This is a genomic window from Herbiconiux moechotypicola, from assembly GCF_024979255.1.
GTDB classification, from domain to species: Bacteria; Actinomycetota; Actinomycetes; order Actinomycetales; family Microbacteriaceae; genus Herbiconiux; species Herbiconiux moechotypicola.
In genome coordinates this window covers 1-26,693 of the sequence record NZ_JANLCN010000004.1, presented here as the reverse complement: position 1 = coordinate 26,693, position 26,693 = coordinate 1, and the positions used below count along the sequence as shown (strand labels likewise).

At 65.7% G+C, this 26,693-nt stretch carries 20 protein-coding genes; 9 read left to right on the top strand and 11 right to left on the bottom strand.

Annotated elements, in window-relative coordinates:
• Entirely contained in the window at window positions 1-639 is a 639-nt protein-coding gene (locus tag N1031_RS07315; protein ID WP_259478961.1) for a hypothetical protein, read from the bottom strand.
• Between the two features lie 37 nt (window positions 640-676).
• Here N1031_RS07315 and N1031_RS07310 point away from each other — a divergent pair, with 37 nt between their 5' ends.
• Window positions 677-1,621 carry an alpha/beta hydrolase gene (locus N1031_RS07310; RefSeq protein ID WP_259478960.1) on the top strand — a complete coding sequence of 315 codons (945 nt, stop codon included), beginning with the start codon at window positions 677-679 and terminating at the stop codon, window positions 1,619-1,621.
• 76 nt (window positions 1,622-1,697) lie between these two features.
• On the opposite strand, the gene N1031_RS07305 is transcribed toward N1031_RS07310, so the two are convergent.
• The 7 genes from N1031_RS07305 to N1031_RS07275 form a co-directional block, all read right to left on the bottom strand.
• Window positions 1,698-3,134: a hypothetical protein gene (locus tag N1031_RS07305; protein ID WP_259478959.1), complete on the bottom strand. Its 1,437-nt coding sequence runs from the start codon at window positions 3,132-3,134 to the stop codon at window positions 1,698-1,700.
• Between the two features lie 163 nt (window positions 3,135-3,297).
• Window positions 3,298-4,656, bottom strand: coding sequence for a DUF1214 domain-containing protein (locus tag N1031_RS07300; protein ID WP_259478958.1), 1,359 nt, complete (start codon window positions 4,654-4,656; stop codon window positions 3,298-3,300).
• A 48-nt stretch (window positions 4,657-4,704) separates the two neighbouring features.
• Window positions 4,705-5,739 (bottom strand): LacI family DNA-binding transcriptional regulator, encoded by a 1,035-nt coding sequence (locus tag N1031_RS07295; protein ID WP_259478957.1) that lies wholly within the window; start codon window positions 5,737-5,739, stop codon window positions 4,705-4,707.
• Between the two features lie 70 nt (window positions 5,740-5,809).
• Window positions 5,810-6,889: a galactofuranose ABC transporter, permease protein YjfF gene (yjfF, locus tag N1031_RS07290; protein ID WP_259478956.1), complete on the bottom strand. Its 1,080-nt coding sequence runs from the start codon at window positions 6,887-6,889 to the stop codon at window positions 5,810-5,812.
• Window positions 6,886-7,938: an ABC transporter permease gene (locus tag N1031_RS07285; protein ID WP_259478955.1), complete on the bottom strand. Its 1,053-nt coding sequence runs from the start codon at window positions 7,936-7,938 to the stop codon at window positions 6,886-6,888. The genes yjfF and N1031_RS07285 overlap by 4 nt, the downstream gene beginning before the upstream one ends.
• Window positions 7,935-9,611 (bottom strand): sugar ABC transporter ATP-binding protein, encoded by a 1,677-nt coding sequence (locus tag N1031_RS07280; protein ID WP_259478954.1) that lies wholly within the window; start codon window positions 9,609-9,611, stop codon window positions 7,935-7,937. The genes N1031_RS07285 and N1031_RS07280 overlap by 4 nt, the downstream gene beginning before the upstream one ends.
• Window positions 9,612-9,697: 86 nt before the next feature.
• Window positions 9,698-10,690 carry an ABC transporter substrate-binding protein gene (locus N1031_RS07275; protein WP_259478953.1) on the bottom strand — a complete coding sequence of 331 codons (993 nt, stop codon included), beginning with the start codon at window positions 10,688-10,690 and terminating at the stop codon, window positions 9,698-9,700.
• A gap of 550 nt (window positions 10,691-11,240) precedes the next feature.
• Between N1031_RS07275 and N1031_RS07270 the strand changes: the two genes are divergently transcribed.
• The 6 genes from N1031_RS07270 (at window position 11,241) to N1031_RS07245 (ending at window position 19,974) form a co-directional block, all read left to right on the top strand.
• A complete protein-coding gene (locus tag N1031_RS07270) occupies window positions 11,241-11,516 on the top strand; it encodes a helix-turn-helix domain-containing protein (RefSeq protein ID WP_259478952.1) in 276 nt (91 codons plus the stop codon).
• 433 nt (window positions 11,517-11,949) lie between these two features.
• Entirely contained in the window at window positions 11,950-12,096 is a 147-nt protein-coding gene (locus N1031_RS07265; RefSeq protein WP_259478951.1) for a hypothetical protein, read from the top strand.
• Between the two features lie 429 nt (window positions 12,097-12,525).
• Entirely contained in the window at window positions 12,526-14,592 is a 2,067-nt protein-coding gene (locus tag N1031_RS07260; RefSeq protein ID WP_259478950.1) for a type I restriction-modification system subunit M, read from the top strand.
• The gene (locus N1031_RS07255; protein ID WP_259478949.1) at window positions 14,589-15,833 is read left to right on the top strand and encodes a restriction endonuclease subunit S; all 1,245 of its coding nucleotides are present in this window, start codon (window positions 14,589-14,591) and stop codon (window positions 15,831-15,833) included. Before N1031_RS07260 ends, N1031_RS07255 begins: the two co-directional genes overlap by 4 nt.
• The gene (locus N1031_RS07250) at window positions 15,830-18,952 is read left to right on the top strand and encodes a type I restriction endonuclease subunit R (protein WP_259478948.1); all 3,123 of its coding nucleotides are present in this window, start codon (window positions 15,830-15,832) and stop codon (window positions 18,950-18,952) included. Before N1031_RS07255 ends, N1031_RS07250 begins: the two co-directional genes overlap by 4 nt.
• Window positions 18,949-19,974: a restriction endonuclease gene (locus N1031_RS07245; protein ID WP_259478947.1), complete on the top strand. Its 1,026-nt coding sequence runs from the start codon at window positions 18,949-18,951 to the stop codon at window positions 19,972-19,974. The genes N1031_RS07250 and N1031_RS07245 overlap by 4 nt, the downstream gene beginning before the upstream one ends.
• Window positions 19,975-20,142: 168 nt before the next feature.
• Here N1031_RS07245 and N1031_RS07240 read toward each other — a convergent pair whose 3' ends face one another.
• Entirely contained in the window at window positions 20,143-21,291 is a 1,149-nt protein-coding gene (locus N1031_RS07240; RefSeq protein ID WP_259478946.1) for an SAVED domain-containing protein, read from the bottom strand.
• 106 nt (window positions 21,292-21,397) lie between these two features.
• Here N1031_RS07240 and N1031_RS07235 point away from each other — a divergent pair, with 106 nt between their 5' ends.
• Complete coding sequence (locus tag N1031_RS07235) at window positions 21,398-22,381, top strand: SMODS domain-containing nucleotidyltransferase (protein WP_259478945.1); 984 nt, start codon at window positions 21,398-21,400, stop codon at window positions 22,379-22,381.
• Window positions 22,378-24,081 (top strand): ThiF family adenylyltransferase, encoded by a 1,704-nt coding sequence (locus tag N1031_RS07230; RefSeq protein ID WP_259478944.1) that lies wholly within the window; start codon window positions 22,378-22,380, stop codon window positions 24,079-24,081. Before N1031_RS07235 ends, N1031_RS07230 begins: the two co-directional genes overlap by 4 nt.
• A 531-nt stretch (window positions 24,082-24,612) precedes the next feature.
• Here the strand turns inward: N1031_RS07230 and N1031_RS07225 are convergent.
• Entirely contained in the window at window positions 24,613-25,404 is a 792-nt protein-coding gene (locus tag N1031_RS07225) for a hypothetical protein (RefSeq protein WP_259478943.1), read from the bottom strand.
• Window positions 25,405-25,835: 431 nt separating this feature from the next.
• A partial coding sequence (locus tag N1031_RS07220) for an IS256 family transposase (protein ID WP_259478942.1) occupies window positions 25,836-26,693 on the bottom strand: 858 nt, incomplete at its 5' end.

Sequence of the window (26,693 nt, the reverse complement as noted above, 5' to 3'; positions counted from 1 at the left end):
TCAGGCGGACTGCGCCGCCACCCGCCGTTCGAGCCACTCGGCTCGCGCGTGGAGCGCCTCGTCGTCGACCGGCCGCAGCCTCCGCCCCGCCAGCTCCTGAAAGGCGAGCGGGATGCGCACCCCGGCCGCCTCGGGCGCGAGCACCAGCACGATGGCCCGCTCGATCGCGGTGCCGCTGTGCGCCTCACCGAACTCGGCCCTCGCCACCGCAGCCCACTCGCAGCGGAACAGCGCGTCGGCCTCGCCCCGGCGTAGCTGCCACACGGCGAACGCGGTCTCGTCGTCGGTGTAGGCGAGGTAGTCGAGCGGGGTGAGGTCTTCGGCGTCGAGCCGCATCGCGGCCATGGCCTCCAAGAACTCGATGGAGCATCGCAGGGGCACTGCGTCGTCGTGACCGATCACGGTGAGCCTCGTGATCAGCATGCGCACTCCGGTCGGCCTGAATCCCGCGCTCCACCAGTTGAGCATCCCGGTCACCGACAGCACCCCGCCCACCACCGCGATCCAGGTGAGCCAGCCCGCCGAAGTCGCGAGAGACGCGATGAAGAGCGAGACCGAAATGGCGCACGCCACCAGCCATCGCCTCGACGACAGCATGACCGCGATCCAGTTCGGCCGCGTGCGCTTGGGCACCTCCACGGCCCCACGCTACCGTCCGGCGCGGGATACTGGGGGCGTGGAGATCGAGGCGGTGCTGCCGGAGCTGCGGGAGCCGATGAAGCGTGCCCAGGCGAAGGCACCGCGGTGGCTGCTGCGGGTGGCGGTGCGGATGCTGCGGGTGCCGCGCAGCGAGGCGGTGCGGGTGCGCACGGTGAAGCTCGCGACGGCATCCGTGCGTGTGTATGAGCCGGTGGAGGCGGCTGGTGGCGGCGCGGCGCCGACTCATGCTGCGGCCCCCGCGCTGCTGTGGATTCACGGCGGCGGCCTGCTCTTCGGCGACGCGAAGCAAGACGAGAGCCTGTGCCTGTCGACGGCCGAGCGGCTCGGCCTCGTGATCGTGTCGGCGAACTATCGCTTCGCTCCCGAGCATCCGTTCCCCGCCGCCCACGACGACGTGCACGCGGCCTGGTCGTGGCTGGTCGCTCACGCGGGCGACCTCGGCGTCGACCCCGAACGCCTGGCGATCGGCGGTGAGAGCGCCGGGGCCGGGCTGGCCGCGGGGCTGGTGCAGCGCCTCCACGACGAGGGCGGCGTGCAACCCGTGGCACAGTGGCTGTTCGCGCCCATGATCGACGACCGCACCGCCGCCGACCGGTCGCTCGACGCGCTCGACCACTTCGTGTGGAACAACGCGAGCAACCGCGAGGGATGGAGCGGCTACCTCGGCCGGGCGCCCGGAGACCCCTCCGACGCAGCCGTGCCGCCCTACGCCTCCCCCGCGCGCCGCCCCGACCTCACGGGCCTCCCACCCGCCTTCCTCAGCTGGGCCGACATCGAGCTGTTCGCCGCCGAGGACGGCGCCTATGCCGACCGCCTCCGCGCATCCGGAGTCGAGGTGCACACCGACGTCGTCGCCGGCGGCGTGCACGGCTTCGAGAACTGGGCCGCCACCACCCCGGTCGCCCAGGCCCTCATCACCCGCGCCCAGACCTGGCTCGAGGGAGCGCTCGCGCGCGCCTGACGCCGTGCGCCCCGCGAGCACCGGCACCGCCCCATGCCCCCGCAGTGAGCACGGAACGCCCGTTCAGTTCCCCGTTTCAGCCCTTCCGCACTGCACGTCGGGCGACGGCCACGGAGGCGAGGCCGAGGGTTCCGAGAAGCACCACCGCGATCAGGAGCGGCGCAATCGGCGATCCGGTCGCGGCGAGGGTGGAAGCCGCGGTCGTCGAGGTCGGTGTCGGGGTCGGAGTGGGCGTCGAGGCGGCCGCCGTGACAGTGTAGGCGACGAAGGTCGTGAAGTGCCGCGTCTGGATGACGAGGTCGCTGTCGACGTCGATCGAGCAGGCGAGCGCCGCCCCGTCGAACTGCTGGTCTGCGGCCTCGCGCGAGTCGGCGTCGCAGGCGAGCGCGATCTCGCTGAACGCCGAGCTGTCGCCGCCCCCGGGCACGAAGCCCGCGAGCTGGCCGGCCTGGCCCACCAGCAGGAGGCGAACCGTGCGGCTGAAGGTGAGCGTCGCATCCGGATCGCCCAGTTCGACCGCGAGCGCGACGTCGGCGCGCGACCCCGCCTCGACAGGCACGTCCACGTCGTCGACGACCCCGGGAAGGGCGACGAGCCCCTGCCACGCAGGGTCGCTGCTCGAGATCGTCGTGCCCGCCGGGATCGACACCGCCGCGACCGGCGTCGTGATGAAGACGGGCGCCGACACCGTCACGGCCCCGGATTCGTCGGGCGCACCGAAGTCGAGCCAGGCCGGCGCCCCCGGGTCGGCGAGCACGAACTCCACGCCTCCCTCCGGCAGTTCGGTGGCGTCGACCGTCTCGCCCGCGACCACGTTCTGCACGTCGGCGATCTGCAGCCCGTCGGAGACGACGGGGGTGACGTAGTAGCCCTCGGCCTGGAGGACCATCGTGACGGTGATGTTCTGCCCGGCGTACTCGGAAGTGACCTTCCACGTGTCGAAGGTCGCTTCGGGGATGGGGACGCCGTTCGCCGCCCACGAGAACTCGTAGTCGTACGCCTCACCGTTCGGCGGAACCTCCCAGTCGTCGAACTTGGCCTTCAGCTTCGAGCCCACGACACCGTCGCCGTCGATCGAGACCTTGCCCGACTGCAGCCCCTGGGGCGCGAAATAGACCGGATCGCTCACCGCCGTGCCGTAGGTGCCGTCGTTGAGGAACACGTGCACCTGCACCACGAAGAACTGGCCGGCGTACTTGCCGGAGGAGTTGCCCGTCTTCCACGGGTTGTCGGTCGAGACGTAGTCGGGATACTGCGTGGAGGGGTTGCCGTCCTGGTCGGTGACGAACCAGCGGTAGGAGATGGAGTCGTACTTCTGGTTCCACGTGCCGGGTGTGGCGGTGAGCGTGTCGGCGCCCGGCATGCCCCACACCGGGTCCTCCGGGCTGATGACAGGCGGCACGGTGTTGACGAACGGCGCGGAGTCGGACTCGCCCTCGTCGCCCGGCGCCGCCGAGGCGGGCAGACCTCCGGCGAGCATCGTGCCGGCGATCACCGCGATCGCACCGATCATCGCTCCGATTCGTCCGCGCATCCGGCGCCGGTTCGTCGCCACGCTGCTGTCTGACCCCATTGCCATTCCCCCGTCCACGGCGAACCAACCCGCTTGAAAGCTACCGGCATCCCAGGGCCTTTGTACAGGCCGGCCGCGCTGCGTGCGAAGGCGGATCCGGTGCTCAGTTCACGCGCACGACATCCGGTGGAGTCCACGACTGTTCGAGCACCGCCTCCGTGGGCCAATACGCGCGGAGGAAGAGCGAGAACGGTCCCTCCGGCGCGGGGAGCCAGTTCGCCGACTCCGCGGGGTCGGCAGGTGCGGGACCGCCGGCGGTCAGGGTGAGCGCGCCGTCGTCGGCGAACTGCAGGGTGGTGTTCTTGGTGCCGAGAGAGAAGCGGTGCAGATCGTTCTCGTGAAAGAAGTGGTGCTCGTTGTAGAGCGTGAGCGACCAGAACCCCTTCACCGGCGGCAGCCCGTCCGACGGGAACGTGACGCTGTATCGGCGCGTGCCGTCGAGCCGGTCACCGGATGCGTCGACGTCGAGGTAGTAGTAGCAGGTTTCGTTCGCGCTGTTCACGAAGATGTTGGCCTTCGCCATCGCGGTGCGCGTGAGGTAGTCGGTGCCGAAGTGCGCGCCGTTTCGCGTGGTGGACCAGTTGCCGGTCGCCGGGGTTCCGATGTTGCGGAACTCGAACAGCTCCTGCACCAGGCCGCTGTCGGCCGACGTCGCGGCACCGACGATCACGTCGTGGGCATGCGGGTCGGCAGCCGCGGCCTCCGTGAGCGTGAACAACCAGTCGTACAGCGCCGCCTCCCCGTCCCGGGCGGGCACCTCGTCGAGCACCGCCCGGAGCGACTCGGGGAAGGCCTCGGGCGCCACCCACCTGGTCTCGGCTCCTGATCCGGTGGCATCCGCAGCGGGGAAAGACGGGCAGTCCGCCCACACCACCGTTTTCACGGTGCCGTCGAACTCTGTGAGGGGATACATGCTGATGCCGTTGAGGAGCGGCTGGATCGCCTCCCGGTCTTCGGCGGTGTCGTCCATGAACACCCGCGGGATGACGACGCCGACCGCGGTGTCGAAGCGGAACACCCCGGCTATCCCCTCCGGCACCTCGCCGCTCCACCCCGTCGGCGCCAGGAGATAGAAGCCGGGCGCGGTGCCGTACATCGCACCGAGCTGCACGAACGAGTCGGTGCGCTGATCGACCGCCTGGTACACCCAGAACCGCTCCCCGAAGTCGGGCACCTGGATGACGGAGGGTCCGGCCTCCGCGGCCACCATGCCGAAGCCGTAGGCGACATCCTGATTCGGGCACGCGACGAGGCGCTCCTGCGGTTCGACGTAGTCGTGCAGCATGCACAGCGAACCGAGCGGCGCCACCGGAACGATGCCGCCCATGAGCCCCGGATGCGGCACCGCCCTCATGACCGACTGCCGGTTGTGCATGTTGATGAGCGGCCAGGCCCAGAGGTACGCGGCCGAGGTGAGGGTGCGGAGGTAGTCGTCCGTGTACCGCGGCATCGTTGCGCTCATGGCTTCAGCGTGGCAGCGCCCGCCGCCCGTGTCCACCACTGGCAGAACTCAGGGCACGTACACCACCGCCGGCGCCGCCGTGCTCGCCCGCTCCACCAGCGTCACCCCGGCCCACGGCGCGCCATCCGCGGGCGCCGCCCGCTCCCCCAGCACCTCGAGCACCGTCTCCATCGCCGCCCTGCCGAGCACCGTGAAGTCCTGCCGCACGGTCGTGAGCGGCGGCGAGAAGAACGCCGCCTCCGGAATGTCGTCGAACCCCACCACACTCACGTCGCCCGGCACCGAGAGCCCGGCCTCGGTATAGGCCCGGATGAGTCCCAGCGCCATCTGATCGTTGGCCACGAATACCGCCGTCGCCGCCCGCTCCTCCGCCAGCCGCACCCCGTGGGCGTACCCGCTCGCCGGCGTCCAGTCCCCCACGAGCGGCTCGCGGCTCACCAGCCCGTGTGCGGCGAGCCCGCCGAACCAGCCGCGCATCCGTTCGGCCGCGTCCATCGAGTCGGGCGGTCCGGCGATGTGCCGGATGTCCCGATGCCCGAGCGCCACCAGACGATCGACGGCCGCCCGCGCACCCCCGTACTGGTCGAGCGACACCCGATGCGCCGCCCCGCGATCCTCCGACGCCACCGCCACCACCGGCACCCCGAGATCGACCCCGGCCAGCCCCTCCACCGCGGCGCGCTGCTGCGCGATGAGCACGATCGCCTCGACGTTCTGCCGCACCAGCAGCTCGGCGGCGCTGCGCACGTGCACCGCATCCGCCTCGAGCAGCCCGGCGGTGATCACCGCGTAGCGCGCATCCCGTGCCGTCTCGTTGAAGTGCAGCGCGGTCGACGACGGCCCGAAGTCGGCCGACCCCGTGGTGATGAGCCCGATGGTGCGCGAGCGCCGCGTCACCATCGCCCGGGCGGCCGGTGACGGCACGTAGCGCAACTGCCGGATCGCGTTCTCGACCCGCTGCCGGGTGGCCGGCCGCACGTTGGGCAGGTCGTTGAGCACCCGCGACACGGTCTGGTGCGACACTCCCGCCAGGCGCGCGACATCGAAGATCGTGGCGGCTCTCGCCTTGTCGTCTTCAGTCACCGTGGGTCCTCATCGGCGCGGGGTTCTGCGCGTCTACGTATTATCGCGGGGGTGGGGGCCTCTGGCCGCCTCACCTCCTGCGCGCCGTCAGCACCTTCTGCAGGATGATGAACACCAGCAGCAGCGCACCGATGAAGATCTTGGTCCACCACGACGACAGCGTGCCCTCGAAGGTGATGATGGTCTGGATGACCCCGAGCACCAGCACGCCGAGCACCGACCCCAGCACGAACCCGTAGCCGCCGGTGAGCAGCGTTCCGCCGACGACCACCGCGGCGATCGCGTCGAGCTCGGTGCCGATGGCCGTGAGCGGGTAGCCCGAGAGCGTGTAGAACGAGAACAGCACGCCGGCCAGGCCCGAGCAGAATCCGCTCACCACGTAGACGATCACCTTCGTGCGCGCCACCGGGAGCCCCATCAGCATTCCCGACTGCTCGCTCCCGCCGATGGCGTAGACGGTGCGGCCGAACCGGGTGAACCCGAGCACCCACACGGCCACGGCCACCACCACGAGGGCGATCACCACGCTCGGCGTGATGCTGAGTCCACCACCGAGCGGGATGCGCGTGACGGCGAGCGCCACGAAGGTGGGCTCCGTGATGGAGATGGAGTCCTTAGAGATGACGTAGCAGAGCCCGCGCGCGAGGAACATGGCCGCCAGCGTCGCGATGAACGGCTGCACCTTGAACACGTGGATCATGAGCCCCACGAGCAGCCCGAGCACGCTCGTGAGCACCAGGATGAGCGGGATGACCACCCCGGGCGACCATCCGCTCTGCAGCAGGCTGGCCGCGATCATGGTGGACAGTGCCACCACCGCACCCACCGAGAGGTCGATACCGCCGGTGAGGATGACGAAGGTCATGCCCACCGCGAGCACGATGAGGTAGGAGTTGTCGACGAAGAGGTTGAGGAACACCTGCCCCGAGAAGAATCCCCGGTAGCGGATGCCGCCGGCGACGAAGACGGCGACGAAGAGCACCGCGGTCACGAGCACCGGCCCCGACTTGGGGCTCGTGAGCACGTCGCGCAGCCGGTCGAACGGGCTGCGGCTGCGGCCGTGGGTGCTGCTGCCGGCGCTGCCCGCTGAGCGGCGAGACCCGCGCCCCGAGGGGGTTCCGGCGGACGGGCGGTCGAGGGTCGACGTCACGATGCTGCTGCTTCCTTGACTCGGGCGTGGCGCGCGGCAATGCGCTGACGCAGCCGCGCGAACGCGGCGTTGGTGGCGGGCGACTGGAGGAGGCACACCGCGGTGACGACGGCCGCCTTGAACACCATGGTGATGATCGGCGGGATGCCGACCGTGTAGACCGTGGTGACGAGCGTCTGGATGACGAGGGCGCCGATGAGGGTGCCGGCGAGCGAATAGCGCCCGCCCGCGAGGGAGGTGCCGCCGATCACCACCGCGAGGATGGCGTCGAGCTCGATGAACAGCCCGGTGTTGTTGGCGTCGGCCGCGGTCTGGTTGGCGGTGAGGATGAGCCCCGCGATCCCCGCCGAGAGTGCGCAGAAGGTGTAGACGGTGAAGAGGAGACCGCGAGCTCGCACTCCGGCCTGCCGGCTCGCCTCGGGGTTGATGCCCACCGACTCGATGAGCATGCCGAGCGCCGTGCGCCGGGTGAGCAGCGCGGCGAGCGCGAAGATGACGGCGCCGATGACGACCGCGACCGGCAACCCGAACCAGAACCCCGAGCCGAGCGCCTTGAACGGGGCGCTGTCGACGGTGAGGATCTGCCCCTCGGTGATGAGCATGGCCACCCCGCGACCCGCCGTCATGAGGATGAGCGTGGCGATGATGGGCTGGATGCCGATCACCGACACCAGGAACCCGTTCCACACACCGAGCACGAGCGCGATGAGCAGCGCCACCGCGACCGCCACGGCCACCGTTCCGAACGAGCCGGGGTCGGAGGAGCCGAGCAGGATGGAGCAGGCCACCGCCCCCGAGATCGCCGCCACGGCCCCGACCGAGAGGTCGATGCCCCGCGTGGCGATGACGAGCGTCATGCCCACCGCGATGATGAGCGTCGGCGCCCCGTTGCGGAGGATGTCGATCACCGATCCGAAGAGGTGGCCATCCTTCACCGTGATGGTGAGGAAGCCGGGAAAGGCGATCACGTTGATCGCCACGAGGGCGAGCAGCATCACGACGGGCCAGAACAGCCGGCTCGTGACGGTGCGCAGGAGGAGGGCGTTCATCGTCGGTCTCCCGTGGTCTCGAAGGTGGGGTCGGATGCGGAGCCCGGGTTCTCGGCGGGGCGACCGACACCGGCGTCGGCGGGACGCCCCGCATCCGGAGCCTGTGTCGCATCCGGGGCCTGCCCCGCATCCGGAGCCTGCTCGTCGGCCACCGACCCGTCGGCGATGAGCGCGAGCAGCGCGTCGACGGTCAGCCCATCGTTCTCGATGTCGGCCACCAGCCGCCGGTCGCGCAGCACGGCGACCCGGTGCGAGAGGCGCAGCACCTCTTCGAGTTCGGCCGAGATGAACACCACGCTCATCCCGTTCTCGGCGAGGGTGTAGACGAGCTTCTGAATCTCGGCCTTGGCCCCGATGTCGATGCCGCGCGTGGGTTCGTCGAGGATGAGCAGGCGGGGTGCGATGGCCAGCCAGCGTGCCAGCAGCACCTTCTGCTGGTTGCCGCCGGAGAGGTTGCGCACGAGCGCGTCGGCGTTGGCGGGGCGGATGTTGAGGGCCTGGATGTAGCTCTGAGCGAGCTCCTCCTGCCGCTTCTTGGGGATGGGCCTGAACCAGCCGCGGTCGGCCTGCAGGGCGAGCACGATGTTGTCGCGCACGGTGAGATCGTCGATGATGCCCTCGCCCCGCCGGTCTTCCGACGAGTAGGCGATCCGCCGCGAGATGGCCTGCCGAGGGGTGCGCAGCCGCGTGCCCGCTCCCGTGATCTCGAGCCGCCCCGAGTCGGAGCGGTCGATGCCGCCGAGCAAGCGCGCCAGTTCGGTGCGCCCTGAGCCGAGCAGCCCCGCCAGCCCGATCACCTCGCCCTCGCCCACCACGAGGTCGAACGGCTCGATGGCTCCCTTGCGCCCGAGCGACTCCGCCCGCACGAAGTCCGCGGGCCGGTCGTCGGCCGCGGCCGCCGCCGCTTCTGCGGTGTGCGATCGCCGGCCGATCTCGTCGAGGGCGGTGAGCTCCTTGCCGATCATCTTCTGCACGAGGTCGATGCGCAGCAGCTCCTCGGTGAGGTACTCCCCCACGAGCCGGCCGTTGCGCAGCACGGTGAGCCGGTCGGTGATCTCGTAGATCTGGTCGAGAAAGTGCGAGACGAAGAGGATGGCCACCCCCGAGTCGCGCAGCGACCGGATGACCCGGAACAGTTCGGCCACCTCGTCGGCGTCGAGGCTCGAGGTGGGCTCGTCGAGGATGAGCACCTTGGCGTCGATGTCGATCGCCCGCGCGATGGCCACGAGCTGCTGCACGGCGAGCGAGTGCGAGCCGAGCAGCGACCCGGGGTCGAGGTCGAGGTTGAGCCCTTCGAGCAGCTGCTTCGCCCGCCGCCGCATGGCCCGGCCGTCGATCGATCCGAACCGGCGCGGTTCCCGCCCGAGCAGGATGTTCTCGGCCACCGACAGGTTCGGCAGCAGGTTCACCTCTTGATAGACGGTGGCGATGCCCGCCGCCTGGGCCGCGGCCGGCCCGCTGAACGACACCGTGGCGCCGTCGACCACGATCGAGCCGCTGTCGATCGGGTACACCCCGGTGAGCGCCTTGATGATGGTCGACTTGCCCGCCCCGTTCTCGCCCATGAGCGAGTGCACTTCGCCGGGGAACATGCGGAAGTCGACGCCGTCGAGCGCTTTCACGCCCGGGAACGAGATGGAGATGCCGGTCATCTCGACGACGGGTGCGGTCATGTGATCTCTCTTCTTCGAGGGACTTCTGGTGGTGCGGCGGCGGTGACGGATGCGCGGTGCCCGCCCGCGCATCCGTCACCCTGCTGCTAGTACTGCCGGTCGGGCAGGGCCGCGACAGCCTGCTCCTGGTCGAAGGTGGTCTCTTCGGTGATGATGCGCTTCTCGGGCGTCTCGCCGTTGTTGATCTGCTCGACGATCTGCACGAGCTGCTTGCCCAGCAGCGGCGAGCACTCGACGATGAAGTTGATCTTGCCATCGGCGAGGGCCTGCATGCCGTCTTTCACCGCGTCGACGCTCACGATCTTGATGTCGACGCCCGGGGTGAGTCCGGCCGCCTCGATCGCCTCGATGGCGCCGAGCGCCATGTCGTCGTTGTGGGCGTAGATGAGGTCGACGTCGGGGTTCGACTTGAGCAGCGCCTCGGTGACCTGCTTGCCGCCGGCCCGGGTGAAGTCGCCGGTCTGGCTGGCGACCACCTCGAACTTGTCGTCGGCGGCGATCACGTCGGCGAAGCCCTCGGCGCGGTCGATGGCGGGAGCGGCCCCGGTGGTGCCCTCGAGCTGGATGATCTTCACGGGGTCAGTGGAGTCCTTGTACTCCTCGACCACCCAGTCGCCCGCCTTCTTGCCCTCTTCGACGAAGTCGGAGCCGAGAAAGCTCACGTAGAGCGAGTCGTCTTGCGAGTCGACGGCGCGGTCGGTGAGCACCACCGGGATGCCGGCGGCCTTCGCCTCGTTGAGCACCGCATCCCATCCGGTCTCCACCACGGGCGAGAACGCGATCACGTCGACGCCCTGCTGGATGTAGGAGCGGATGGCCTTGATCTGGTTCTCCTGCTTCTGCTGCGCGTCGGAGAACTTGAGCTCGATGCCGGCGTCTTTGAACGCGGCCTGGATGTCGGTGGTGTTGGCCGTGCGCCAGCCGCTCTCGGCGCCGACCTGGGCGAACCCGACGACGAGTTCGTCGACCGGCTTGGGACCTTCGGAGCTGCCGGCGGTCGTGTCTCCCCCGCCGGCGCAGCCGGCCAGCGTGAGGAGCATGGCCCCCGCCGCCGCCAGCCCGATGAACGTCTTCTTCATCGCGTTGAACCTCTCTGTTCAGCCTCCCGGCCGCGTCGTTGCTGCGTGTGGTGCCGGGTGCGACAACCACATCGGTGCCGCTGGGCCAGAAGCATGACACAAATTGTGAGCCTTCACAATTGCGAAATCATCACGATGTGGATCGATTTTCGGGGATGGCGTTATCGCGGGGTTGGCCCTAATGTGAACGCTAATATTTGTCGGCGCCGGCGTTTGGGGGTGATGCGGGAGGGTCTTTCTCAGCGTCTGCGGTAGCGCAGCAACTGGTACACCGCGTGGATGCCTTCGGCGTCGTGCAGCCGCCTCCAGAGTTCGTCGGCGCAATCCATGGAGCATGCGCTCCATCCGCTCACCATCTCGGCTTGTGCCACGCGAAGATCGCACTGTCGACATCGGCGCATGCGGGTGTGCGGAGCTCTCATCCGAAGCATGGCTCCCACCTTTCTTCGCAGTGTGCCCGCTGGTCATGTGGCCACGTCGCGTGTCCATGCGATCATTGTGCCATATACAAGAGGCCATTCATAGGTGACAGGGCGATCAAGCTGGTTGGATGCCCCGCCGCACTCCTCAAGGATCTTGGCCCGACTTCGCGCGAGAGCTCGGCCGCTCGCTCGAGCATCATCGCCACGCCCGCGGCCTCAGCCAGGAGGCGGTCGCCTACGCGGCCGGCCTCAGCCGCTACACCTACCAGAAGTTCGAGCGCGGCGAGTCGATGCCCGGCACGCCCGCCAACCCCTCACTCCGGAACGTCATGGCGCTCGCCCAAGTCCTCGAGGTGACCATAGAAGAGCTACTGCCCCAGCACTGGCCAGACCTCAGAGCATGATTTGCGAGCGCCGCCGCCGCAGGCGCATTCAAGGCTCGCTAGGCGGGCCCGCAACGCCGTAGCGACCTCGTGATGCCCGAGCTCCCTGACCGCAGGCGCCTGGTGTCAACGGCATTCATTGGCGATCAAGCCGACTCCACCCGGCGACTTAACGTCGCCAGCCTGGCCAGCGCACGGCTTTAGGACTTCAGGCCGGCACCGCCCGCCGCGGTGCCCTCCACATACAGATGCAAGGCCTCGCGAACGACATCGCTGATAGTTCGACCCTCACTGGCCGCCTTGGCCTGGGCCGCCTCGTAAAGGTCAGTAGGGATGCGAAATCCCCGCTTCGGTGTTTTCGGCTGATTCGGCACGTCACAAGTGTCGCAGACATATGGCGAGTGATCATCATCTATGTCTTGTCGGGTGTGGCCACACCGCGTAAAGTTGAGGCATGACAGCCACGACAACGCAGCTCATCGCCAGGGTTCCCGACGAGCTTGAACGGACGGCTCGTCTCATCGCCGCGGCACGAGGCGAGGACATCGACGCAGTGATCTCCCGGGCGCTCCGCGAGTACGTGAAGCGAGCGCCACTGTGAGCATCTACAACCCATTCGCGAGGCGGGTGCGACGGTGCGACCACTGCGGCGTACGAATGCTTCGTGCGGCGATGATCTACAACCACCGAGCATGCTCGGAAGACTGCGCCGACAACCTGTGGCTCCACGAGAGTTTCAAGAATGCAGCCGGGTAGTCCAGCCGCAAGGCCGGATAGGTTGCCGATAGTCACCCGGCACCCATGGAGGGACTCGAACTCGTTAGACGAGTCCGCGACAGCCCCGTGGACCAGTTACTTCCGCGTATTTCCGCGATTCTTGGATCACGTCGATGACGCTGAATCAGGCTGTTCTGAAACCAATTGTGGGCAAAATGTGGGCACGGAGCACCACCCTGGAATTGCCTCCCGCGTGATGTGTCCGGACATCTCTGACGTTTCTGCATCAAGACATCGATGACACGGTGCAACGGTGGCGGCCCGACGGCCCGAGCCGCCGACGCGGTGTCGAAGCCGATACGACAAGATGGAAGAGTTCGCGGCGGCACCTGCCGTCTGTTCGTTGCCCTACCAGCGAGAGTACCTACCTGTGGTCAATCACGTCGCCTTCATCTGGAACATCGCGGAGTCCCTTCGGGGCCCATTCAAGCCTTCGGAGTATGGGTCGGTCGTTCTGCCATTCACGGTGCTCCGCCGGCTCGATGCGATCCTTGCGGACACGAAGCCCGCGGTCCTCGACGCGGCAACGGGAATTGAGGACCTCCCCGAGGTGCTCCAGGTGATCACGCTGCAGAAGGCATCGGGGAACCAGTTCTACAACACCTCTCCGTTCGACTTCGCCAAGCTGGTCGCCGACCCTGCCGACCTCCGTGCGAACCTCTCGTCCTACCTGGCCGGGTTCTCGCCGAACGTGCGGGACATCTTCGAGCGGTTCGAGTTCGACAAAACGCTGAACAAGCTGGCGGAGAAGAACAAGCTGTTCGCGGTGACGGAAAAGTTCGCCCAAGCCGACTTCCACCCCCGCACCGTCAGCAACATCCAGATGGGCCTGGTGTTCGAGGAGCTGATCCGGTTCGCGAACGAGAAGTCGAACGAGACCGCCGGCGACCACTACACCCCGCGCGAGGTCATCAAGCTGATGGTCGAGCTGCTGTTCGCCCTCGACGACGACGCCCTGTCGAAGTCGGGCGTGGTGCGGTCCATCTACGACCCAACCGCGGGCACCGGCGGCATGCTCTCCGTCGCCGACGAGTACCTCCGCACCCTGAACCCGGGCATCCAGCTGAGCCTGTACGGGCAGGACTACAACGACGCGTCGTACGCGATCTGCAAGGCCGACATGGTAATCAAGGGTCAGGACGTCGACAACATCGCCCTCGGCGACACCCTCACCGAGGACCACTTCGACGACAAGAAGTTCGACTACGGCCTGTCCAACCCACCGTTCGGTGTCGACTGGAAAGACCAGCGCAGCTACGTCGACGACGAACATTCGAAGCTCGGGTTCAACGGCCGGTTCGGTCCCGGCACCCCCGCAGTCAGTGACGGGGCGATGCTGTTCCTGCTGCACCTGGTGTCGAAGATGCGCAAGCTGGAAGATGGCGGATCCCGGATGGCGATGGTCCTCAACGGGTCACCGCTATTCTCCGGCGGCGCTGGCGGCGGCGAGTCGAACATCCGTAAGTGGCTGCTCGACAACGACCTCGTCGAGGCGATCATCGGGCTGCCGAAGGACATGTTCTACAACACCGGCATCTCCACCTACATCTGGGTCCTCACCAACCGCAAAGATGAGAACCGCAAGGGCCGGGTGCAGCTCATCGACGGCCGTGAGATGTCCACAAAGCTCCGCAAGGGCCTCGGCTCTAAGCGCAACGAACTGTCCCCGAAGAACATTGAGACCATCGTCGGACTCTACGCCGGATTCGAGGACGGCGAGCACTCGAAGATCTTCCGCAACGAGGACTTCCTCTACCGCACCATCACCGTCGAACGCCCCCTCAAACTCAACTGGCACGCCACCCCCGAGCGCATCGACACGGTCTTCGAAGCCAAGTCCATCCAGAAACTGAACGAGGCGGATGCCGGAGCCCTGCGTGCCGCTCTCGACCGGCTCGGCACTGACACGGTGTGGAAGAACCGTGCTGAGTTCCAGAAGGTGCTGAAGGATGCCGCGAAAGCCGAAGGCCTCACCCTCCCCGCCTCGCTTCTCAAGACGGTGACGACCGATCTCGGCGAGCAGGACGACACCGCCGACACCTGCACTGATGCGAAGGCGAACCCTGAGGCGGATGCTTCGCTTCGGGACACGGAGAACGTGCCGTGGGATGAGGATGCCGACGCCTACGTCGCCCGCGAAGTCCTCCCGTACGCTCCCGACGCTTGGGTCGACCACGCCAAGACCAAAGAGGGCGCGGAGATCCCCTTCACCCGCCACTTCTACAAGTACGTCCCACCCCGCCCGCTCGAAGAGATCGACCGCGACCTCGACACCGTCATGGATGACCTCCGGGCGATGCTCACGGCGGTCGAAGCATGACAAGAGAGCTCCGTGGCTCCGGAGTGGGGTGGCTCGGGGATACTCCGGCGGCCTGGTCCGTTGTCCCTGCGCGCGCTCTCTTCGGCGAACGCAAACAAAAGAGCTCCGCGACCGACGTGCACCTGACGCCCTCCCAGAAATACGGTGTGCTGCCGCAGGCCGAGTACATGGAGATCACCGGCAACAAGGTGGTTCTGAACCTCTCCGGCGCTGACAACATGCGTCACGTCGAGGCGGGCGACTACGTCAGCCATCTTCGGAGCTTTCAGGGCGGACTCGAATTTGCGGGCATCCCTGGCAAGGTGAGTGCGGCATACACGGTGCTTAAGCCGAAGATGGCGCTAGAACCGCGATTCTTCAAATACCTGTTCAAGAGTGATCTCTATATCCAGGCTCTCCAGACCACGACCGATCAACTCCGCGACGGGCAATCGATCCGCTACGGGCAGTTCACCCTGATCCCATTGCCTTACCCGGAGCTCAATGAGCAACGTGCGATTGCGGACTATCTGGATCGGGAGACCGCTCAGATCGACGCGTTCATCGCGAAGAACGAGGAACTCATCACCCTTCTCACCGAACGCCGCTCTGCCTCGATCGACGACGCATTCGTGCGACTGGACGCGAAGCCCACGCGGTTGAAATACTGCGCCACGATCCAGACCGGCATAACTCTCGGTGGCGACGGAGACCCAGCGGATCCTGAGTGGCCATACCTGCGCGTTGCAAATGTCCAGGTCGGCCGGGTCGACCTAGACGAGATCAAGACGATTCGAGTGCCCGAGGCCCGGGCACGTCAGTCAATGCTGAGCGACGGTGACGTCTTGATGACCGAAGGCGGCGACCGCGACAAGCTCGGCCGCGGAGCCCTGTGGTCCGGTGAAGTCGAGCCCATGCTCCACCAGAACCACGTGTTCGCCGTCAAGGTCCGACCCAACCTTGACGCGCGATTCTTGATGAGGTGGCTCGACGCCAGCCCCTCGCGCCGGCACTTCGAGACCACCGCCGTGCAAACGACGAATCTCGCGTCGACGAACAAGACGTTGGTCGGAAATCTGCCTCTACCCCTCTGCACGATCGAGGCCCAGATCAAGCTTGTGGCGGAGCTCGACGAGCACCTCGGAAGGCTCGACGAGGCCGTCGCCGTTGCCGGACGATCTATCATGCTCGCTCGCGAGCGTCGTTCCGCACTGATTTCGGCTGCGGTGACGGGGAAGTTCGATGTGGGGGTGGCGGTATGAATGGTGTTGCTGGGGCGCATCTGGAGTCGGTGCTTGAGAGCGAGATTGCCGAGCATCTCGCCGCCAGCGGGTGGCTGTATTCGCCGACTGATGCCGGTTACGACCGTGAGCTCGCGCTGTTCCCCGAGGACGTCCTCGGGTGGCTGGAGGATTCGCAGTCAATCGAGTTCGCCAAGGTCGTTCGCCCCGGCGACACCGACGCGCAGCGAAAAGCCGCGGGCAACAGCATCCTGGCCCGCCTCGCGAAGTCGCTGGATCTGGATCCGTTGAAGAACGGGGGGACGATCCGGATTCTGCATGAGGGTTTCTCGATGGTGCCGCTGCACGGGGGTGCGGTGAAGTTCCGGTTGGCGCAGTTCCGGCCGGCGACTACGCAGAACCCGGACACGCTTGAGGCATACGGGAAGATGCGGGTGCGGGTGATGCGTCAGGTGCACTATTCGGTGAAGCATCCGAACAAGGCGTTGGATCTGGTGCTGTTCGTGAACGGCATCCCGGTCGCGACAGTCGAGTTGAAGACAGACTTCACGCAGTCGATCGGGAACGCGGTTAACCAGTACCGGTTCGACAGGTCACCGGCGGGTGAGCCGCTATTCGGGTTCGCGAAGCGGTCGCTAGTGCATTTCGTGGTGTCGAACTCCGAGGTGCAGATGACCACGAAGCTCGCCGGGCCGAAGACGCGGTTCCTGCCGTTCAACAAGGGTGCGGATGAAGGAGCCGGGAACCCGGTGAACCTGGACGGGTCGGCATCCGCGTACTTCTGGGAAGAGATCCTGCATCGCGACACCTGGCTGCAGCTGCTGGGGTCGTTCGTGCACCTGCAGGTCGAGGTCGACCTCGACCCCGACACGGGCAAGAAGACGAAGACGGAGAAGGTCCTGTTCCCGCGCTATCACCAGTGGCGAGCCGTGACCCGGCTCGTGGAAGCGGCGCGGGCCGAAGGGCCGGGGAACCGGTATCTGGTGCAGCACTCGGCGGGGTCGGGGAAGACGAACTCGATCTCGTGGCTCGCGCACCGCCTCTCCCAGCTCCACGATGACCAGAACGTGCGGGTGTTCGACACGGTCGTGGTGGTTACCGACCGGACGGTGCTGGACAAGCAGCTGCAGGACGCTATCTCACAGTTCGAGAAGCAGGCCGGGGTGGTGCAGTCGATCACAAAGGATGCGGGCGAGTCGAAGTCGAAGCAGCTCGCCGCCGCGTTGACCGGTGGCAAGAACATCGTGATCGTGACGATCCAGTCGTTCGAGGCGCTGATCACCGCGATCCAGACCCTGCCGGAGTTGCAGGGGCGCCGGTTCGCGGTGATCGCGGACGAGGCGCACTCGTCGCAGACCGGGTCGACCGCGGGCGCGTTGACGAAGGTACTGTCCCCGGACGAGCAGGCCGCGGTCGCTGAGGGTGCCCCGATCGATTCGGATGCGTACCTGCAGTGGGCGATGGAGGTCAGCGCCTCCGCCCCGAACATCTCGTACTTCGCGTTCACCGCGACCCCGAAGGCGAAGACCCTGGAACTGTTCGGGCGTGTCCCGGAGGGTGGGGATCTGCCGGAGCCGTTCGACCTGTACTCGATGCATCAGGCGATCGAAGAGAAGTTCATCCTCGATGTGCTGCAGAACTACACGCCTTACAAGGTGGCGTGGAAGCTGCAGCATCCCGATTCGGACTACGACGGTGCCGGGGAGGTCGACGAGTCGACCGCGGTGAAGGCGCTGGTGCAGTACGTCAGGTTGCATCCGACGAACATCAGCCAGAAGGCGAAGATCGTCGTCGACCACTTCCGCGCCTTCGTGCAGCCCCTGCTGGACGGCAAGGCGAAGGCGATGGTCGTCACCGGGTCACGTATCGAGGCCGTGCGGTGGAAGAAGTACCTCGACACTTACATCTCGGATGCGGGGGTGCGAGATGTGAGGTCGCTGGTCGCGTTCTCGGGCACGGTAGAGGACCCGGACGATGTCGGTGAGGGACTGACGGAGCGGACCCAGAACCCGGGGGTGCCGTCGGATCTTGCCGAGGCGTTCAAGCCGGCGACGTACAACGTGATGATCGTGGCGGAGAAGTTCCAGACCGGGTTCGACCAGCCCCGCCTAGTCGCGATGTACATCGACAAGAAGCTCGGCGGCGTGCAAGCCGTGCAGACCCTGTCTCGACTGAACCGCACGTACCCAGGCAAGGACAAGACCTTCGTCCTCGACTTCGTCAACGACCCCGTCGAAGTGCTGGACGCTTTCCTGCCGTACTACCGGAAGGCGACGCTCACCGCGACGACGGACCCAAACCTGATCTACGACCTCGTCGTGAAGCTCGACTCCGCAGGAATCTACGACATGGCGGAGGTCGAGCAGGCGTTCGACGCCGCCCTTACCGGTGGGGTGAACGCGAACTCTAAGGTGTCGGCGGCGACCGCGCCGACGGTGGGTCGATTCCAGAAACGGTGGGTCGCCTCGGTCCTGGATGACGACAAGACCGAGCAGGACGAGCTGCGGCTCTTCAAGGCGGACGTGGGGAACTTCGTGAAGTTCTACGACTTCATCTCTCAGGCCCGTAACCTCGAAGACACCGACCTTCCTCGCCGGCAGTACTTCTTCCGCCGCATCCTCCCGCAGTTGTCCACTGCGACGATCATCGAGCCGGTCGACATCACAGACGTGAGCCTGGTCGGCTACAAGATCAGCGCTGGTGAATCGGTGAAGTTGAGCCTCGAGCAGGGGCCGGGGCTGGATCCGATTACCGCGATCGGCTCAGGCGCCATCCACGAGAAGCATCGCTCGGCGCTTGAGGAGATCATCCACAAGCTCAACGAACGCCTCGGCGACAAGTACGGCGTCGGTGTTATCGAAATCACGATGAACCACATCGTTGGCAAACTCGCCCTCGACTATGACCTCGCGAAGCAGGCCGAGGTCAACACGCCGCAGCAGTTCGCAGAGTCTCCGGCACTGCCGAAGGCGTTCACGAAAGCCGTGGTGGAGGTGCGCGAGGAGACGCCGGCGTTCATTGACGACATGCTCAGCGACAGCGGTCTCTTCACCGAGCTCGGCAAAGCGCTGCCGGCCATGTTGTACGAGTACCTGAAGTCCAAGTCAGTCCAAGGGACTACGGGAGGATCCACATCGTGAATGCGTGGGGCGTGCACAACAACACCTTGACCACGGAGCTCATCGACGACGGCTTCATCAGCCTCGGCTGGGACGAACTTTCAGACCTCACCGGAATCGCCGCGGGCCGTGACGGCATCAAGGCTGCGCTCACGGCGGCCGAACCGGACGCGAAGGTGCGATCTATCGCAGGCCAAGCGGGAGTACTCACTCGTTTTCGCGACGAGATGCAGATTGGCGATGTGGTCGTAGCGCCTTACAAACCCAACTCGACGATCAACCTAGGAGTGATCGCTAGTGACTACTTCTTCGAGCCCTCCGCCTCAGCTCATCGTCACCGACGACGCGTCGAGTGGAAGCGCGTCGGCCTGCCTCGTTCACTGTTCTCGCAAGCAGCGCTGTATGAGATCGGCTCCGTTCTAGCCGTTTTCCGGGTTCGCCGGCACATCGACGAGTTCCTCGCGGCGCTAGAGAGCCCGGAGCAATCACTCGACGATCTGGCCAAGACCATCGACCTGGTGGCGGACCAGACCGCAAGCGAGGACGAGATCGACGAGCCTCGCGCGTCACGGATTGAAAGACACACCCGTGACTTCGTCCTTGAGACGCTTCACAAGCGACTTAGCCACCAGGACTTCGAAGAATTCACGGCCGCGCTTCTTCGCGCCGTCGGCTATCAAGCTCGAGTCACTCAGTACTCCCAGGACGGCGGAGTCGATGTCATCGCACATCGCGACCCGCTTGGAATAGAACCACCTCTGATCAAGGTCCAGTGCAAACACCACACGGGCACGGTCGGCGCGCCAGACGTACAACAGCTGATCGGCACGCAAGGTCAGGGCGAGCTGCTGCTCTTCATCACTCTCGGCGGCTACTCCCGTGACGCTCTCGCGATCGAGCGCCAGCGTCCCGGCCTGCGGCTCCTCTCCGGGGAAGATGTTGTCACAATGGTGCTCGAGAACTATTCGGAGCTTTCGGAGATGTGGCGTTCGGTTGTCCCATTGACGCGAGTGCTCGTTGTTGCGGACATCGCGGAAGGCTAGGAATGCGCTCCAGGCTGGAGGAGTTGGCGATTCGCGCTGACGTCTTGACAGTCAGAGCGTTTTGCGTGGGCCGCGGGGGCGACCGTCGCTGCGGCTGTGGTCTGTGGTCTGTGGTCTGTGGTCTGTGGTCTGTGGTCTGAGCCTTGCTGGACGTGCCGTCATTGATGGTCAGGAGACTGTCAACGCCTCGACATACTCTTCGGCGGCACGTTGATAGACAACCAGGGCCGGCTGGGCATCCCGCATATGATGTTGACCGCACGCCACCGCTGCGACGACTGGCACGGCTGCCAGAAGGTGTATCCGTTCGCATGCTGGGTAGTCCGACTCCACTTTCGCAAGGGTGCGTCGCCAAGCGGACGCGAATGCGGTGAGGTCCGACTTCGTCTGAATCGCATCCGGCCCGAGCTCGCTCGCGCGGAGAGACACACGGGGAGCGCCGATAAGGTCCGCCTGCGCCCGGTCGGCGTCCACAACGCCGGAGACGCTTACTGCGACGACGACGTCCTTGGCGGTCGCATCGGCGACTGACGAGGACAGCTCAAATACTGCAGGCGTGGCCGGTTCATTCCGCCAGCAGCACGCGAGATCCTCGGCGTCGCGGAATCGGGGGAACACTCGAATGTCGGATTTATCGTCGAGTTGCGAACCGAGGAAAACCAGCAGCGGAATCGGTGCCATCGCAAAGACTGCGACAGTGGCGTGCGGGGAGTCACGAAGTGCCGCGAGCCTGGTCGCGATCTTCTTGGAGCCCTCATCCCACACCCAGGAATCGGTGTCCTCGGACTCGATGGTCACGACATACTCCGAGTCATGCGGATGCTCGCCGGCCGGTCGGAGATCCTCATAGTGAAGAGCCGCCCCGACCTGTCGGTCAGTTGCGGCCGAGAGTGTCCCGCGGATTCTGCCAGTAACACGAACGACCGCCGCTGGTGTCACGGTGGCGAAGTTCGTCACTTGGCGAACGCGATCCTCATGTTCGCGCTTGTGTCGGGCGAGGTACTCCTCGTTGTAGATCTTCTCCGCGCCTATGTCGTCGACCATCCGATGGCATTGGTGGCACAGGAGTAGCAGGTTCTCCGGGAGAGCGCGCTCGTCGAGCGTGAGAGAGGACTTTCCGCGTGGTGACTTCTTTCCCGTGGTCGCGCCTACGTTGTGAGCGACCTGCCCGTGGGGAATGTGGTGGAAGTAGGTGCGACCGCCGCCGAGAAGATAGGACGAGCACAGCACACAGCGGCCAGCTGCGCGAACCCAGATTTCGCGAATCACGGCTTCGCCGATACGGGACCTCGCGACTTGCGTCTTCCTACGGGCCATACGATCCCCATCTCGATGTCGGAGGCCTTCTTTATCATAGAACTACACCGTTGTGATTCATCGGCGGTGCTTGGTGACAAGTATCCGAATTGGAAGGGATCCGGTCATGCAGCTGGAGGATCATTTCGGAGTACTGCTCCGAGACACCGTCAACCTAAGTCAGTTCCGGCTCGACACGCTCGACGACCGAGTGGCGAAGATCTACTCTGCTCTTCAGAACGACAGCGAACTCGGCCCGCGCGTTCTCGGCATGAGCAAGCAGGGTTCATGGGCGCACCGGACGATCATCAATCCGGTCGGCAAGAACGAGTTCGACGCGGACTTCATGCTGTACCTCGAGGACGATCCGGAATGGTCCGCGAAGGACTTCCTCACGAACGTGAAGTCGGCGCTGGTGCGCAACTCCGTCTACGGGCAGATGCCGGTGAATCGGAAGAACCGGTGCGTACGTGTCGTCTACGCGAACTCGTGCCACATCGACATCGTCCCCGCCATCACGCGCGGTGGCCTCGAGTACGTCGCGAATTATGAGGACAACAACTGGGAGCTGACCGACCCCGAGGGGTTCACCAAGTGGATGAAGGAGAAGGACACCGTCGCTGGCGGCAACCTTCGTCGGGTCATTCGCCTCGTGAAGTTCCTTCGCGACCACCGGGGATCCTTCAAGGGCACCCGCTCCGTCATCCTCACTACGCTCCTCGGTGAGCAGGTGAGCGCCTTCCGTACCTTCGGCGACACGGGCTACTACAAGAACGTCCCAACCGCACTGCTGCACATCGTCAGCGACCTCGATGAATACCTCCAGGCCAACCCCACGAAGCCCGTCATCATGGACCCCTCCGGCTCCGGCGCCAGCTTCGACCACCGTTGGACACAGGAAACCTACGCGAACTTCCGCGACCGAATCCACACGTACGCCGCAGACGCGGACGCCGCTTACTACTCGACCGACAAGGATGACAGCGTGGCGAAGTGGCAGGCACTCTTCGGTGACGGCTTCAAGGCGCCGGCAGCATCCGAGTCGAGCGCGCCGTTCGGTGAGCCCAAGTCCGCGCCCGCGTCGACCAGCCTCTCGGGACGCGCCGGTTGAGCCGCGGGCCCGTTCGTTCGCTGTGGCAGGAACAGTTTCTCGCCGACCTGGACGCCGTCGCTCGCGCGCATCCTGAACTCGTCATTGTTCGTGAGCGTCGCAGACTCACCGACGCTGGCGAGATGCCGGTCCAGCTCGGGATCCACACCGGTGGCCTAGTCCAGGACGAGGGTGGACTGGACCTGGAGCCGACCGAGATCGTGGAAATCTCGATTCCGGCGAACTCCTCCCGGCCGCCATTGGTTCACGTCACCCACTCACGATTCGTCGGCTATCCGCACGTGCTTTGTGGCATGGTCCTGTGTATCTACCTGGACCCGAACCGAGAATGGAACCCCGGCAACGGCGCCGCCGGATTCCTCAACCGCCTATGGGGCTGGTTCGCAGACGCCGCCGCCGGAAAGTTCGACCCGCACACGTCGCTCTACCACGCCATCGGCGGGACTTCGCATGCGACAGCGTCAACTCCAACTGTCGTCATTCGGGATGAGATCGGCAAGAATGCGGGTCGCGCGACTCTCGTCGACCGAACTGACCGCCGATTCGACTTCACCGTCTCGGACGGCGCTGATGGTCTTCGCGCTCCGATAGTGACCGCACCCGCGCACCTGCCGCTGGGCACCGGCACCACATTGTTTGAGCTCGCAATGCTCCTCGACGACCCGACGCTGAGTCGAGGCGGTCAGCCCGCGCCCGGGGTGCCGACCAAAGCTGGCTCACTCTCCGTGATGCTCATCGCCGCAGCGAAACGGAACCCAGAATCATCGCCGCAGCCATTCATTCTGGCTGTTCCGCATCCCGCCGGCGGCGCACCGCACATTCTGGTCGGTGCGTTGACGGCTGAAGTCGCGGATGCGCTCCGCTCAGGAGGCGAGCCAGGAGATCCGACACTCGACTGGTGGCGCGTGTCCGATGAGAGGCCGTCGGTGACAACACGTCGAGACTCGACCCGCCCTACGGCATCCTTCGTCGGTCGTACGGTGATGATCTTCGGATGCGGTGGCCTCGGATCCTGGATAGCCGAGTTTGTTGCACGAGCTGGGGCGAAGGGAATCGTGCTGTCAGACCCCGCTGCCATCTCGGGCGGACTGCTGGTCCGACAGAACTTCCTCGAAGAGGACATCGGTGCAAGCAAGCAGGCTGCCCTCGCCGCTCGGCTTCGCGCGATCCGCGACGACCTCGACGTGGACATCCTGGGGCTCCATAGCACCGGCGAACTGCACGAACCCGATCTCGCCATCGACGCCACCGTCAACATGGCGTTCGGACAGTTCCTCGCTTCGCTTTCGGAGCACATCCTGGTGGCGCAGGTAGCCGTCGACCCCCGTACCGCGTCAGTCGGAATGGTCCTGGTCAAGCCGGCGGGGAGCGCGCACACCATGGCGCAACTGGATGCCAGGGCCGGGAGCCTCGTCGGGGCCGACCCATCCCTGGAGGAGTACCACTCAATGTGGTCGAGCGGGACACACGGCATGCTCGTTCCGACCCGCGGTTGCTCAGTCCCAACCTTTCACGGCTCCGCAGCCGACCTCGCCGCCGCAGCCGGTGTCATGGTCTCGCTCCTCGCCACACAACTTCTTGAGCCGACTGCGGGAGTCCATTTGTTCACCCTGCCGCATGCGGCATCCACCCGGACCCGCACGTCGGTGTTCCTGCCGCTCCAGAACAGGAGCGACGCGGCTGGCGACGCGAAAGCTTGAGATAGTGCAGACGCACCACGAGGCGTCCGAATAACACTGATTGCGAGAATGCTCGTTCCCAGTAAAGGATCAAATCGTGGCATCTAATGCGCCTGCTCGAGCTCCCCACATACGACTTGTTGCCGTTTCCAGGCGATCCGACCTGTGACGGCTTCCGTTGTTCGGTCGTCTCAGGCCTCGATTAGCGTCGCTGTCGGGCAGCTCCCGCTGAGGAGACGGCCCCATCTCTGCCAGCGTGGCTGCTTAGCCTGCCGTCCCGAGCAGGAACCATCTGCTACCGCTGTCGATCCCGCCGATTGGCGACGTGACGCGCAGAGAGTTCTAGCAGTGGTCGAACGGCGCCCCGCGCGGCGCTCCGCAGATCGAAATCACTGGAGAGCTCACCACCTCCCGTTCCACACAAGAATCCGACTCGCCAGCCATCGACGTCCGGTTCGAAGGAGATGCCGAACCCCTCCTGCTCGCCAAGCGCGATCAATTCTCCAATGGCACAAAGCGTGTCCTCATCGAAGTTAGCCACGGCATTGCCCCCTATTCAGCGTCACGCTGCAGTTTCTGCGCCGTGCGTACCACCATGACGGTCGCCTGTGCAGCAGCGAATGCGTCGACATCCGCGATGTCTCCATGAGTTACCTTCTGAGCGAGGTCCCAGACAGCACGCATCGTAGATCGCAACTCTGACTTGTCACGACCACTCGCGTATCGCGCCAGAAACAAGTCGAACCAAGCCTTCGCGTCTGCGCCCTTCGGGGCTTCCTGCCCTTCAGGAACAATGGCTGGGTCCGCGATTAGCTTGCCAAAGTCGATGAGAATCTCGCGGCTTCGTCGTCCAACGTCCTGCCATCCATCGCGATCCCGAGCACTCGAGTACTCTTCAACTAGCCCCGAGATGCGCCCGTTGAGATTCTGCCACGTTGGAGTGTCGTCGTCGGCAGCGGGGTCGTGAACGCCTCCGCGCGCCTCAGCCATCTCAAGCTGGGCAAGCGCGGTTTCGGTTAGGTCGCGCACGTGACTTCGGCGCTCTTGGTATGTTGCGAGATTCTGCGAGTAGTACCCGTACCAGTCCCATAGTCCACCCCAAGGAAACGGAGGCTGTAGTCCAAGACGCCGGAAGTTCGCATTAAGCGTGCGAGTGTCTCGTTGCCAGCGAGCGTCCACGTTCTGGATGCGCTCGCCCCCAGTGCCCACCGCCACGATCGTGTTCGCCTGGGCCTGAAGAAGCTGTCTCAGCGCAACGAGGTCAATCGAGGGCGGAGTCTCGCTAAGGCTGGGATCGAACAAGCCGTTGATGGCGTCGGACACATCGATATTCTGCCAGGCCATCGCGGCAGTCGACCAGCAGACTGGCCTACTCGCCTACTCAGCCCGCACAGCCGTAATGAGTCCCGACTCGACGGACCTCGTGTGGCGGTAGCCGGCGACCGCAAATGTCGCGCTGCTCCACAGCTCGGACACGAGCTCGGCATCGTCCGCGACCCCACAGTCTCCACGCTCCCCGTACCAGCCAGCCCTCCGCGGGCCCACCGAATCCCCGTCCACGTCCGCGACCCGGACCACGCTCGACCAGTCCAAAATGGCCGCATCCCACTTCGTCATCTGCATGCCCCTCTCCCGATCACTCCTCCCTGCACCTTGTTGCTGTTCAATTTGTTCTTCTACTTACCCACTTCTCTTGTCCCTCTTCTCGCCTGCGCCGGTGACGTCCCGCTGTGTGGTGGAGTTTCTCGACACCGTGCGGGATCAGCTTGTGTTGATTATGCCGCGGTCAGTTCTGGGATTGCCACCTCCTCGGGTTCGGTCAGGAGTAGGGCCATGGAGTGCTCGCTGAAGTAGCGGCGGTCGGCGCCGTCCCATTCGTCGTGTTGCTCGATCAGGACGTGCCCGGCCAGTCGCAGTAGCGCGGCGGGGTTCGGGAAGGTGCCGACCACGTCGGTGCGGCGTTTGATCTCCTTGTTGAGCCGCTCGAGAGGGTTCGTGGACCAGATCTGCCGCCAATGCGCGGCGGGGAACTCGGTGAACGCGAGGAGGTCATCACGGGCCGTGTCGAGCATGCCGGCGACCTTCGGGTGCGAGCGGGTGAGCATACGCACGACTTCGTCGAACTGGGCTCTCACGTGCTCGGTGTCGGGTTGGGCGAAGATCGTGCGGATGATCGACGCGACCATCGGCCCGGCCGTCTTCGGGACGTTCGAGAGCACGTTGCGCATGAAGTGCACTCTGCAGCGTTGCCACGAGGCGCCGGCGAACACGGTTTGGATCGCCGCGATCAGGCCGGTGTGAGCGTCGGAGATCACCAACTGCACCCCGCCCAGACCGCGCGCTCTCAGGGACCGCAGGAACGTGGTCCAGAACGGTTGTGACTCGGTCTCTCCGACTTCGAATCCGAGGATCTCCCGGCGCCCGTCTGCGGCGACTCCGACCGCGATGACTACCGCCTGGGACACGACGCGCCGTCCGACACGGGCTTTGCAGTAGGTGGCGTCGAGGAACACATACGGGTAGTGCTGGTCGGCCAGTGGTCGGTCGCGGAACGCGGCGACGTCTTCGTCGAGGTTGCCGCAGATCCGTGACACCTCGGACTTCGAGATCCCGGTGTCGGCGCCGAGCGCTTT